The sequence below is a fragment of the Paenibacillus sp. FSL R5-0623 genome, assembly GCF_037974265.1.
Lineage (GTDB): Bacteria > Bacillota > Bacilli > Paenibacillales > Paenibacillaceae > Paenibacillus.
The window spans coordinates 4,012,020-4,023,938 of sequence record NZ_CP150233.1 but is presented as its reverse complement, the minus strand read 5'-3'; the positions used below and the strand labels follow the sequence as shown (position 1 = coordinate 4,023,938).

Annotated in this window: 10 protein-coding genes; 7 read left to right on the top strand and 3 right to left on the bottom strand. The window is 45.3% G+C overall.

Annotated features, from left to right (window positions below):
- Window positions 1-67: 67 nt before the first annotated feature.
- Both MKY92_RS17590 and MKY92_RS17585 read left to right on the top strand, forming a co-directional pair.
- Window positions 68-559: a Fur family transcriptional regulator gene (locus MKY92_RS17590; protein WP_036613667.1), complete on the top strand. Its 492-nt coding sequence runs from the start codon at window positions 68-70 to the stop codon at window positions 557-559.
- 125 nt (window positions 560-684) lie between these two features.
- Complete coding sequence (locus tag MKY92_RS17585) at window positions 685-3,024, top strand: DNA topoisomerase 3 (protein WP_339297113.1); 2,340 nt, start codon at window positions 685-687, stop codon at window positions 3,022-3,024.
- 35 nt (window positions 3,025-3,059) lie between these two features.
- Here MKY92_RS17585 and MKY92_RS17580 read toward each other — a convergent pair whose 3' ends face one another.
- Both MKY92_RS17580 and MKY92_RS17575 read right to left on the bottom strand, forming a co-directional pair.
- Entirely contained in the window at window positions 3,060-3,824 is a 765-nt protein-coding gene (locus tag MKY92_RS17580) for an HAD family hydrolase (protein ID WP_339297112.1), read from the bottom strand.
- A gap of 49 nt (window positions 3,825-3,873) precedes the next feature.
- Window positions 3,874-4,794: a helix-turn-helix domain-containing protein gene (locus tag MKY92_RS17575; protein WP_339297111.1), complete on the bottom strand. Its 921-nt coding sequence runs from the start codon at window positions 4,792-4,794 to the stop codon at window positions 3,874-3,876.
- 232 nt (window positions 4,795-5,026) lie between these two features.
- Here MKY92_RS17575 and MKY92_RS17570 point away from each other — a divergent pair, with 232 nt between their 5' ends.
- The 5 genes from MKY92_RS17570 to MKY92_RS17550 all read left to right on the top strand — a co-directional run bounded on the left by MKY92_RS17570 (window position 5,027) and on the right by MKY92_RS17550 (window position 10,531).
- Window positions 5,027-6,193 (top strand): MFS transporter, encoded by a 1,167-nt coding sequence (locus tag MKY92_RS17570; protein WP_339301833.1) that lies wholly within the window; start codon window positions 5,027-5,029, stop codon window positions 6,191-6,193.
- Window positions 6,194-6,276: 83 nt separating this feature from the next.
- Window positions 6,277-7,002, top strand: a complete 726-nt coding sequence (locus MKY92_RS17565) for an ATP-binding cassette domain-containing protein (protein WP_091020744.1) — start codon at window positions 6,277-6,279, stop codon at window positions 7,000-7,002.
- Window positions 7,003-7,015: 13 nt separating this feature from the next.
- Window positions 7,016-8,344, top strand: a complete 1,329-nt coding sequence (locus MKY92_RS17560; RefSeq protein ID WP_339297110.1) for a hypothetical protein — start codon at window positions 7,016-7,018, stop codon at window positions 8,342-8,344.
- Window positions 8,337-9,035: a response regulator transcription factor gene (locus MKY92_RS17555; RefSeq protein WP_017688086.1), complete on the top strand. Its 699-nt coding sequence runs from the start codon at window positions 8,337-8,339 to the stop codon at window positions 9,033-9,035. Before MKY92_RS17560 ends, MKY92_RS17555 begins: the two co-directional genes overlap by 8 nt.
- Window positions 9,032-10,531: a HAMP domain-containing sensor histidine kinase gene (locus tag MKY92_RS17550; protein WP_339297109.1), complete on the top strand. Its 1,500-nt coding sequence runs from the start codon at window positions 9,032-9,034 to the stop codon at window positions 10,529-10,531. Before MKY92_RS17555 ends, MKY92_RS17550 begins: the two co-directional genes overlap by 4 nt.
- Window positions 10,532-10,645: 114 nt before the next feature.
- On the opposite strand, the gene MKY92_RS17545 is transcribed toward MKY92_RS17550, so the two are convergent.
- Complete coding sequence (locus MKY92_RS17545; RefSeq protein WP_339297108.1) at window positions 10,646-11,872, bottom strand: glucose-1-phosphate adenylyltransferase; 1,227 nt, start codon at window positions 11,870-11,872, stop codon at window positions 10,646-10,648.
- Window positions 11,873-11,919: the final 47 nt, after the last annotated feature.

Genomic DNA, 11,919 nt, shown 5'->3' with positions numbered 1-11,919 from the left:
ACAGAAACCATGAATCCGTACGATAAAAGTAAAATTCAATGAATATAAACCGGAGGTGCGACCTGCTATGGCAAGTAACCGGGACAAGTCCATTTCAGAACAGATCTTTCACATTAAAAATCAATTGGTTGAAAAAGGATATAAGTTAACACAACAACGAGAAGTTACTGTACGTGTATTGCTTGAACATGAGAAGGATCATTTTAGCGCAGAGGAAGTATTTCTCTTGGTTAAGGAGCAGTTCCCTGAGATTGGATTGGCTACCGTATACCGAACTCTTGAACTGCTGAGTGACCTTCAGGTCGTTGAAAAGATTAACTTTGGTGACGGCGCTGCGCGCTTTGATCTGCGAAGTACAGACGGTTCCCATCACCACCATCATTTGATCTGTACAGAATGTGGTAAAGTGGAAGAGATTATGGAAGACGGTCTGCTTCGTTTGGAACAACAAATCGAGCGTCAGTATGGCTTTGCTGTTACGGATCATCGTCTGGATTTCCAGGGTGTATGCAAAGAGTGCAGACAAAAACATGTATTAAAGGAACAGGCAGCAGGATAATTCATTTCGGGAAGGTGCTCCCGAATCCAAAATCTGATATAATGAGTTTCAGAAGCAAGGGGCTTCCGTCGGCGGAATGCCCCTTTTTGCCGTCATGCGGACGGTGAAGGAGGAGAGATGGACGGATGAAGACACTGGTTATAGCGGAAAAACCCGACATGGGTCGAACCATTGCCGCCGTCATAGAACCAAAGGCCAAGAACAATCGCACATATCTGGAGGGTGAGCATTACATCATCACTTGGGCGATAGGGCATTTGCTTGGACTGGCTGAACCGGATGCCTATGATACAAAGTACAAACGCTGGAATATAGCGGACCTGCCGATCATACCCGATCAGTTCAAGATTGTACCCAATCCGAGGACTAAAGATCAGCTCAAAATGATTGGAGAACTGGCAAAACGGGCTTCAGCGATCGTTAATGCTTGCGATGCAGGGAGAGAAGGTCAGTACATCTTCGCCCTCATACAACAGCAATTGAAGCTGCGTCAGCCTGTAAAGCGTTTATGGATATCGGATTTGACGGCAGAGAGCATTAGACGTGGTTTTGATGGTCTGAAGGATGCCTCTGAATTTGAAAATTTGACCCATGCTGCTCGTGCCAGAAGTGAAGCCGATTGGCTGATCGGGATGAATGCCTCACGGGCGTTTACAACCCGCCATAATGCATTGTTGTCTGTAGGCCGTGTGCAGACGCCGGTACTCGCGCTAATCTACGATCGTGAAATAGAGATTGAAGCGTTCCAGTCACAGACCTTTTATGAAGTAGCCGCCTGGTTTCGGCAGGAAGGTGTCGAGTACCGGGGACTGCGTCAGGGAGATAAGTTGACCGATGCGGAGGCAGCAGAGGCCATTGCAGCCAGTGTGAAGGGCAAGACAGGGCAGATTACCAAATACGAAGCAAAGCAGACGAAGGAGTATCCGTATCGATTGTATGACCTGACCCTTTTACAGCGTGAAGCCAATGCCAAGTTCGGATATGGTGCCAAAAAAACACTGGATATCGCACAAGCCTTGTATGAAAAACACAAGGTAATTTCGTATCCGCGGACAAACTCCAACTATGTTACAGAACAGAATATCGAAGGTATGCACAAAACGCTAAACCTGCTTAAAAATGGTACCTATAGTGAACTTGCACAAGGGGCCAAGCCAGAGCTTGTTCATAAGAATAATAAAGGGGTATGTAATCCGAGCAGGGTTGAGGATCACCATGCGATCCTACCTACTTTGAAGCGACCAGGTACCTTATCCAAGGAAGAGCAGAACATCTATGATTTGATTGTCAGACGTTTCTTGTCTCACTTTTATCCTCCGGCGGAGTATAAGCAACATACCGTGCTCACCGAAGTGGAGAAACATCAGTTTAAGACATCTGTCAAAGAGCTGCTGTCCCTCGGATGGAAAGTGGTTCTCGGTTCTGGAGATCAGGAACAGGGCGGTGCAGGCAAGAAGAAGACCAAGAAAAACGGCAATGAGGATGAGGAAGCTGAAGAGTGGACGGACAAGGCTTTTGCTGTACAACCTGAATTGCCTGTTCAATGTACGAAAAGTGAGTTCAAGGAGAAGGCGACCCAGCCTCCCAAAAGTTATACCGAGGGAACATTGCTGAAAGCCATGGAGAGTGCAGGTAAGCAGATCGAGAATGAAGAGCTACGAGACGCGATGAAAGATAGTGGTCTAGGTACTCCGGCTACACGTGCGGCGACAATTGAGCGTCTTAAAAACGTAGGTTACATTACGCTGCAAGGGAAGAAAATGCAGTTAACGCTCAAAGGCAGAACAGCTATTGAGTTGATTCGCCGTGCGGGTGTAGATCTGTTAACTTCACCTGAGATGACCGGGCAATGGGAAAGAAGATTATACCAGATTTCCAAAGGTGAGGCGGGTCAGGACAAGTTCATGGAGAACGTTAAGAAATTCACCTTGTCCATCATTGAGAAAGTGCGTGTACAAGCCCCGGCACCAGCAGATGCTTTTGGGGAAGATTCGCGTGGAGGTAGAGGAAAAGGCAAGGGAGCAAGAACCCAAGCCGGCAATACAAGGACACCTGCCAAGACAGCTAGTAGCGGTTCGACTGTAAAAACGTCCCGTCAGACTTCGACATCTTCATCGAGAGCCGGCAGTGGGAAAAGCACGACCACCAAGTCGTCGTCCTCAAGTGCAAGCTCTTCGGGAGTGAGAGAGTTACTGGCACCTTGTCCTTCTCCAGGCTGCACGGGTCAGATTATAGAGGGCAAGAAGGGTTATGGATGCTCACGTTTCAAGGAAGGCTGTTCATTTGTGGTCTGGAAAGAGTATGCGGGTAAAAAAATCACCAGTACGATGTTAAAATCGCTGATTGAGAAGGGCAGTACACAAGTACTGTCGTTTAAACGAAAAGACGGGAGTACGGTGAAGGCACGTATTATTTTGCAGGACGTAGTAACAGGCAAATTATCTGGTGAGAAGCAGGATGCTTGATCTTAGTTAATACTTAACATACAGCAAAAGGACCCTTAACCAAGGGTCCTTTTCTGTTGCTGCTGTTGTATATTTTCGTGTATGACTTTGGGTACCTCTTCCAGTGCAGTGATGGTATACATCGATGTTTCCGGATTAGGCTGAAGTTCTACGATGTTGTATTGCCATTCGTTCGGCTGTTTGATGTATATGCTGTGAATTCCGGCTTTTACCGCAGGCATGATATCTGTGCGTAGTGAGTTGCCAATCATCCATGTTGCCCGACGATCAAACGGACCATTAGACAGAATGCCTTCCAGTGCTTCGACGTTTTTGTGTTGTCGGATATAGATCCGATCATCAAAATAAGCCGAGAGCTTCATCTGATCAATCTTCCGCTGCTGAATCACGGTTTCGCCGCCCGTATATAAGTAGAGGGAATGTCCAGCACCTTTGAGGTTCTCAAGTGTTTCAACCATATGAGGGTAGGGTTCAACCTCCTGATCGTACACACTCATACCCAATTTACTCAGATAAGACTCTTCTCTGGGAGAGGTTAATCTGGCGAACTTGCTGGAGAAATAACGATAGGTATCAATCAGGGATTGCGGGAAATGATGACTCGCAAAACCAAGCTTGTTCACTCCGGTTACATCGATCTCCAGTTGTTTTTCCCGAATCTCTTGTGTTGTCAGAGAATGTCCATCAAACCACTCTTGCATATTCTCAAAGAATTCTCCCAAAACCAGGTTGAAGTATTTGTTGCAATATACGAGTGTATCATCAAGGTCAAACATAATATGTTGTTTCATTATTTTCATGATCTAACTCACTCCTTGTTGCCAGTAACTCCACAATGGTTTAACTAAATTATATGCGAATATAGGATTCCAGGAACATATTTAATTCAGATACGCCATCCGGACGAATACTGTATTTCTCTTTACGATTACTTCCCAGCAGATGAGTTCGCAGCAGACCAGCGATGCGCAGCGCCATCACCTGATCTTTGACCGTGTCTTCATCTTTACCCAATTCTTCACACATCTCAGCGAGGGATTTGGGTTCATCCGATACGTAACGAAGCAGGCGAAGTCTTTCTGGATCAGCCAGTGCATGGGTGAAACGTAAAAGGCATGTTGGTGGTTGGTCTTCGTTCTCTTCAGGTGCATCTACGGGATACTGCATGATCATCATACCCTCATAGAAACAGTACATATTAATAGGGCGGTTATGCACCGTTGGAAACAGAATGACTTCGTTCAGTCCAGGCATCGGTTCAACAAGAACGCCAGCTGTAGCATATTCAATGAGCAGTTCAGATCCCATTTTTTCAAGCAAAACGCGTTTTTCTTCAGCATCTTCTTCGAGCCATACACGCTGATCTTCACTTATATTCTGACAGTAGTGTTGATCCCATAGTCGCAATAATGGGACATAGCTGTTCCGAATACGCGTAGATTCTTCTATGGTAAGGGCGGGCAGAAGAGGAGACACACGTGCATACAGGTCATCCGCTGTCATTCTGGCAAGCATGTCCAGAAACTCTCGATTCTCCTTCGTATCATTTTGATACGCAGCCCATGCAAACAGGACATCAAAATCATCAAAAGGCCAAGTGGCAGCAGGTGCGAGCGCAGCTCGTACATTGGAACTTAGTTTGCCTTCCACTTCCAGAATCCATTCAGGACCTATATCCAGATGCTGAATCCATTTTTTCGTAACATAAACCAGAAAGCTGTTGAGCATTTCATATATCGGTGAAACATCAATTTTCACATGATAAGCCATATTGTTGCAGAATCCTCCCGTCACATCTAAGTGTACGCAGCGACTTAAGTACTATTATGGCTTGTTTTGCAGGGCGTTGTCCACTATAATGTTCAAGTCCGGGGCAAAGCCCCGATCTTTGAATAGCAGTTCAAAACCATATGTATACCATACGAAAGTCGTCAGCGATGGCGATTTTTCTTTGTGTGCTCGCAGGAGGAATGAATTCGTGTCATCGATTACTCGCCCCAAAATGTCACACTCGACAGCCAATTATCTCATTTTGATTACGGTTATTGTGGTAGCTGGAATTAGTCAGGGACTTTTGCTGCCTGTGCTTTCGATTTTTTTGGAGCAAAAAGGGGTTTCACCAGGTTTAAACGGATTAAACGCTGCTGCATTGTACATTGGCTCATTTGCCATGACTCTCGTTGCAGAACGACTATTGGGAGCACTTGGGTTCAAGAAATTGATTGTGGGTGGCCTGATATTGGTCATGGTTCCTTTAATACTATTTCCGTATTTACCAGATATTAAAATATGGTTCATTTTGCGTCTGATCGTTGGAATAGGAGACAGCGCACTGCATTACGCGGCTCAGCTTTGGGTGCTGCTTGTTACGGCACCTGAGAAACGTGGACGCTACATATCGCTATATGGCATGTCCTACGGTCTGGGATTCAGCATTGGTCCGCTGGGAATCAAGCTGCTTGGCTTCGGTGATGCTGTCCCTTTCTGGGTATTGTTCGTATGTATGGCAGCAGTACTTATACTGGTATTAATGAAGCTTCCGAATACAAAGCCGGAAAAAGCAGAGCATGGCCAGCTCCCTGAACGGCGCTTCCGTCGTAGTCTGGCATGGGCTTGGTACGCACTGTTACCTGCTCTTTTATACGGATATATGGAGGCCGGCATGAATAGTAACTTCCCCGTTTATGGCCTGCGTATTGGGTTCGACACCGATCAGATTTCGTCGTTGCTTCCCTTTATCGGGATTGGAGGTTTGTTCCTTCAATTGCCTCTGGGGATGCTGAGTGACCGGTATGGGCGTAAAAAGATATTGATGTTTGCGGGAATCAGTGGGGGGATCATCTTCATGCTGGTTCCCGTCGCAGGTACGCATTTCTGGTGGACGCTTGTATTGTTAACAATCGCAGGCGGTCTGGTCGGTTCCTTTTTCTCGCTGGGCCTGGCCTATGCCGCAGATATTTTGCCTAAAGTGTTGCTGCCTGCAGCCAACGTCGTGGCTTCCTTTCATTTCACGATTGGAAGTATTATTGGACCGAATCTGGGTGGTCAGATGATCAACTGGATCTCACCCGGAAGCATGTTCACCTTGCTCGGAATCATGTACCTTCTTTTCGGTGTGGCAGGTATATTATTTCGTCGTAAACCGGAGTTCGAATCTGTGTTAAAATAGAAGCTGGTGTTCGCATGGAAATTGATGTCCATTTCCGAGTACACTAGTGGTAGGGAAAAACATGGACAAGAGGAGACATCGCGATGATCAGAGTAGAGAACTTGAGTAAATCCGTTGGCGTGGACCGCGTTCCCGTTCTACGGGATATTCGATTTGATATGCAACAAGGTGAGATGATAGCTGTAGTTGGTTCAAGCGGTAGCGGTAAAAGCATGCTGCTCAAATGTCTGGCTATGATGGAGAAATGGGATTCCGGCCGGTTTACGGTGGATGGCGCCGAGATTTTGAAAGAAGGCTGGTCCGGAAAACGGAAAATCAAACGGGAATGGGCATACTTGGAACAGAATCCAGAACTATTTCCCAGACGTACGGCGCTTAAAAATGTATTAATCGGACGATCGGGTCAGACTCCTGTATGGAGGATGGTAACCGGTATGGTACGTTCAGATGATTATATGGGTGCTATGGATTATCTCGAAGGATTGGGATTACTTGATAAAGCACATCAAATAGCAGAGAAGCTCAGTGGTGGCGAGAAGCAGCGTGTTGCCATTGCAAGAGCACTTGCTCATGGTGCCAAAGTGGTTTTGGCTGATGAACCAGTGATTGGTCTTGACCCGCACACAGCAGATTCGGTGCTGGAAACGCTGCGCAAATTATGTGAAGAAGAACGTGCAACAGTCATTGCAGTATTACCTATTGAACTTGCTGAGAAACATGCCACGCGAATCTGGGGATTGGCAGACGGAAAGATTGCTTTTGATATTCGTGGACGGAGATTGACACAGCAAGAAAAAAACCAGATTTAAACTATTGAAAAGAGTGATGAGATTGTTTAATTCACGGTGGGGACGCTTTATAGCAGCAGGAACAATGGCGATCATGCTTGGTTCTGTTCTAAGCGGATGCACAGTCATAAGTGACCCCAAAGGTTTGATGAGAAAACCAATGATGTCCACCGATAAGGAGAAACTGTACAACGTGGTTCAGGTTAAGCTGCCGCCAGAGAGCACGTTGATTCGTCCCAAGGATATGAATAACACCAGTATGATTCGAGTAGAAGACCTGAATGGGGATGGAACTCGGGAAGCGATTGTTTTTTATGAGACACCAAATGAGAATGTGCGAATCCATGGCATGATTTTGGAAGAGCAGGGAGGCACATGGGTTAAAAAGCTTACATTTGATGTGCCGGGAAATGAGCTGCAATCCTTTAAAGTATTGGATATTACGAATGACGGAAATCCGGATATTATTCTTGGTGTAAGTCTGCAGGAGCAGAAGGCCCTGACTGCATATTCCTACAAGGGCGGGGCACTGGAGCAGGTCTTGGGTGGAGTTCCGTATAATCAATATATTATTGATAATGCGCAGGGGAACACGCTGGATTTAAGTGGGGATGGCAAGAGTGATTTTGTTATCATTTCGCTGAACAACAGCGGTTTTGCAACGATTGCGTTATACCAGTACGAAGATGGCAGCTTCAAGGAAGTGGATCGGGTGCAGACCGATTATACCGTTAAAGAAGTTTATAATGCGCTGGGCGGAGAGATCGCTGAAGGACAGATGGGCATTGTACTGGATGCCGAGCTGGATGATCGGAGTTCCTTCTCGCAAATTATGTATGTTAAGGATAACAAGTTAGTCAATGCTTTTAAATCACCGGATCAAACGTATAGAGATGACAAAATTTTAAGCGGTGATGTCGATAATGATGGTATTATTGAGTTTGGACTTAAAGAGACTCCGAAAGGCTGGGAGCATTACGTTTTTGACTCCAGGTTGTGGTTCTATACCTATTACCAATGGGATGGCAAAGACAGCAAGAAATTTGTCTCGTTCCAATTCCGGGATGACGCTGATTTATTTCATCTAAATCTCAAACCAGAGTGGTACGGTAAGATTACTATTGACACCAAATCGGAGAAGGAAAAATATATTCGATTTAAAATGATTGATACGGACGAAACCGTGGCAGAGATCAAATATTTCACCCTTTCCAAGTGGGAACAGGAGAAGGGTAAAAGCTGGAAGGAAATTACGCGTACCAAAGATCGGGTTATTGCTTCACGAGTAGCACAATCAGAGGCGGGTAAAGATGCACTGAGCAATACTTCTCAGCTGAATAGAAAGGGAGAACTTAATGAGTAAAGTACTTATTCTTGAGGATGAGGAATCCATCCGCAGTTTTATAGTGATTAATTTAAAGAGAAACGGATTCGAAGTGCTTGAAGCGGGTGACGGCCATGAAGCGCTCCGCATACTGCAGACAGTACCGGATATTGATCTGGCTCTACTGGATGTCATGGTACCTGGTATTGATGGATTTGAGGTCTGTCGACGCATCCGTGAAACTAATGAACGTCTGGGCATCATCTTTTTGACCGCGAAAGTTCAGGAACAGGATAAAGTGTATGCTCTCTCCGTTGGTGCAGATGATCACGTTAGCAAGCCTTTCAGCCCAACAGAGTTGATTGCACGTATTCAGTCATTATTGCGCCGTGTGAACGTGCATCGGGAAACTGCGGCAAAGGTTACGTTCCAGTCCGGGCCATTTTCACTGGATCTGATCTCGAAGCAATTCAAGAAACAGAATGAAGCCATTGAGTTGACTCCAACGGAGTTTTCCTTGATTCAGTTTTTCCTGGAAAAAGAAAATACACCGCTCAGCCGCGATGTATTGTTAGATCATGTATGGGGAAAAGAGTACATGGGTGATCCGAAAATTGTGGATGTCAACATTCGTCGCTTGCGTCAGAAAATTGAGAACAATCCTTCCGAACCCGAATACCTGCAGACAGTATGGGGTCACGGGTACAAATGGAAGGGCCGGGAACAATGATTAAAAAAGGCATTACTCGGCAGATCGTACTACATTATTTCTTTGTAGTTTTTCTCGCTCTGCTGTTGGTCGAATTCGTATTTATGTTGGCAGTTCAAAGGTATTATTATGAGAGTATCTACAACACGATTAGTACCCACATTTCTAATTCAAAGGACTTTTTCGAGCCAATCGCTCGTGAGAATACTACGGAGGATGGCAATAATCTATCTAGACTCCTTGTGAACTTGGCATTGTCCAATACTGAATTGGAAATTTTGGATCTGAACGGACGCGTATTGGCGAGTTCGACTGCTTTTGAATCTGACCGTGCTGTGCTGCAAACCAGTGATATTATGCAGGCTCTGAATGGGGATATGGGACGCTGGATTGGAAGACAACCAGGTACTGGAGAATCTGTCATGGCCGTTTCACACAAGTTTGATCTGGGCGGCGAAAATACTTATGTTATTCGATATCTGACTTCACTCGAAGATGTGAATTCAAAGCTGTTGAATATGGGACTACTCGCCGCTGCGGTCGGTGTTGGCGTGCTCGCTATAGTATTGATCATCAGCATTGGTATGGCAAATTCCATTGTACGTCCAATTAACAACATCACCGCAGTATCTGCCCAAATGGCTAGAGGACGGCTGGATGTCAGGGTTAAGGGGAATTATAAGCACGAACTGGGCGAATTGGCATCAACACTTAACTTCATGGCACATGAGATTGTGCGCAGTAATCAGATCAAAGATGATTTTATCTCTTCGATCTCACATGAATTAAGAACACCTCTGACCAGTATTAAGGGCTGGAGCGAGACACTGGATTCAGGCGGTTATGATCCGGAAGAAACTCGTATCGGTATGGGTATTATCTCCAAGGAAACCGAACGACTGATTGGACTTGTTGAAGAGATGCTGGATTTCTCCAAATTACAGCAGAATCAGATGAAGCTGGTCAAAGGAACCGTCAACATTCGTGAAATTGTACAGGAAACGATGTTGAATGTCTGGGCCAAAGCGGAACAAAAACAGGTCCATCTCAAGTTAGAAACGGACGAGACGCGTGCTTATAATGTCCATGGAGACGGCAACAGACTGAAACAAGTCTTCTTAAACATTGTGGATAATGCGATCAAATTTTCACATGAGAATTCCTGGATCTTCTTGTCCGTCAAAGAGGAAAATGGTCAGATCATTGCAGCTGTTCAGGACACCGGTATTGGAATTAGTGAAGAACACCTAATCAAAGTACGGGATCGCTTCTTCCAGGTTAATCATCAAAATGGGGGAACGGGACTAGGTCTTGCAATTACACAAGAACTGGTAGAACTGCATGAGGGGACGATCACGATGCAGAGTGAACTTGGATCTGGTACAACCGTTACGGTTACGTTACCGACTGTGTCTGAGGAGATGGGTACAGAAGAATCTGTAACCGGGTCTGGTGATGCTGATGTCACAGATGAGAGAACAGCAAGCGATACAAAATCGGATATAGAAAAGTCTTAAGGTTTTAAAAGATAAAAGATTTTTCTACCTGACACTCTAGCATGTTACGCTTTATAACATCCATATCAACACAAAAAAGGTGAGCCATTCAAGGCTCACCTTTTTTGCATATTCTTATGAAGAAAGTTCACCTGTGCGCAGGCGCCCACTTTTCTCATATACTTCTTTCAACATACGAACAGGTTGCGTACGGACAGCCGGTTTGGCAGAGACGATCTCGTTAGGTCCAACGACAACAATTTCATCTGCCGTACCTTTAACAATTGCACCGTCCTTGATTATTGCCCCTTCACCGATGATGGCACGTTCGATGTGAACCCCACGGCCTATGCGTGCGTTAGGCATAACGACACTGTCTTTAATCTCAGAGCCTTTACCCACTTCTGCACCGCAGAAGATAACGGAACGCTCCGAACGACCTTCGATTGCACAAGAATCGTGAATCATGGAAGTAACATGTTCGATCTTTGTATGTCTTGCTTTGTAAGCACTTGGCTTGGAGCGCCAGTCGCGAGTAAACATCGGCCAGTTTTCTTTTTGCAGACTCCAGTCTTCGTCGTTGTGTAACAGATCCATATGTGCATCCCAAAGGCTCTTAACTGTACCTACGTCTTTCCAATAACCATTAAAGTTATAGACAAAGAGGGGATTATTTTCGTTCAACATTTGAGGAATAACATCTTTACCGAAGTCATGGCTGGATTCAGGGTTAGCGGCATCTTCCAAGAGATGGCGTTTCAGATAATCCCATTTGAACATGTAAATGCCCATTGAAGCCAGATTACTTTTTGGTTCAGCCGGTTTCTCGGCAAACTCGGTTACACGTAAATTCTCATCAGCAGCCATAATACCGAAGCGATGTGCTTCATCCCATGGAACTTCCATTACTGAAATCGTTGCTGCTGCATTATTGGCTTGATGAGCCTCCAACATCTCGCGATAATTCATATGATAAATATGATCACCCGACAAAATTAGAACATTTTCGGGGTTTTGCTGATCAATATAGTCAATATTTTTATAAATAGCATCCGCCGTTCCCAAGTATTCGTCATTTCCTGTATGATAAGATGGAAGTAAGGAAATTCCTGCCTGACTTGAGTTACCATGTCCCCATGGTTCGCCTTGACCAATGTGATCATGCAAAGATTCCGCTTGGTACTGCGTTAATACTCCTACAGTATCGATCCCTGAGTTTACGCAGTTACTGAGAGGAAAATCGATGATCCGGTAGTGCCCGCCAAACGGTACAGCGGGTTTTGCGATACTTGAGGTTAAAGGGGCTAATCGCTTCCCTTCTCCTCCCGCCAACAGCATAGCGATGCAATCTTTATTAAACATAATCGTTTCCCTCCCAAAATATTGTGCATTGTAGTACATCATTAACG

Excerpts from the sequence above, each read along its gene's own strand:
- MKY92_RS17590 (WP_036613667.1), top strand. The coding sequence starts at position 68 with ATGGCAAGTAACCGGGACAAGTCCATTTCAGAACAGATCTTTCACATT.
- MKY92_RS17585 (WP_339297113.1), top strand. The coding sequence starts at position 685 with ATGAAGACACTGGTTATAGCGGAAAAACCCGACATGGGTCGAACCATT.
- MKY92_RS17580 (WP_339297112.1), bottom strand. The coding sequence starts at position 3,824 with ATGAAAATAATGAAACAACATATTATGTTTGACCTTGATGATACACTC.
- MKY92_RS17575 (WP_339297111.1), bottom strand. The coding sequence starts at position 4,794 with ATGGCTTATCATGTGAAAATTGATGTTTCACCGATATATGAAATGCTC.
- MKY92_RS17570 (WP_339301833.1), top strand. The coding sequence starts at position 5,027 with ATGTCACACTCGACAGCCAATTATCTCATTTTGATTACGGTTATTGTG.
- MKY92_RS17565 (WP_091020744.1), top strand. The coding sequence starts at position 6,277 with ATGATCAGAGTAGAGAACTTGAGTAAATCCGTTGGCGTGGACCGCGTT.
- MKY92_RS17555 (WP_017688086.1), top strand. The coding sequence starts at position 8,337 with ATGAGTAAAGTACTTATTCTTGAGGATGAGGAATCCATCCGCAGTTTT.
- MKY92_RS17550 (WP_339297109.1), top strand. The coding sequence starts at position 9,032 with ATGATTAAAAAAGGCATTACTCGGCAGATCGTACTACATTATTTCTTT.
- MKY92_RS17545 (WP_339297108.1), bottom strand. The coding sequence starts at position 11,872 with ATGTTTAATAAAGATTGCATCGCTATGCTGTTGGCGGGAGGAGAAGGG.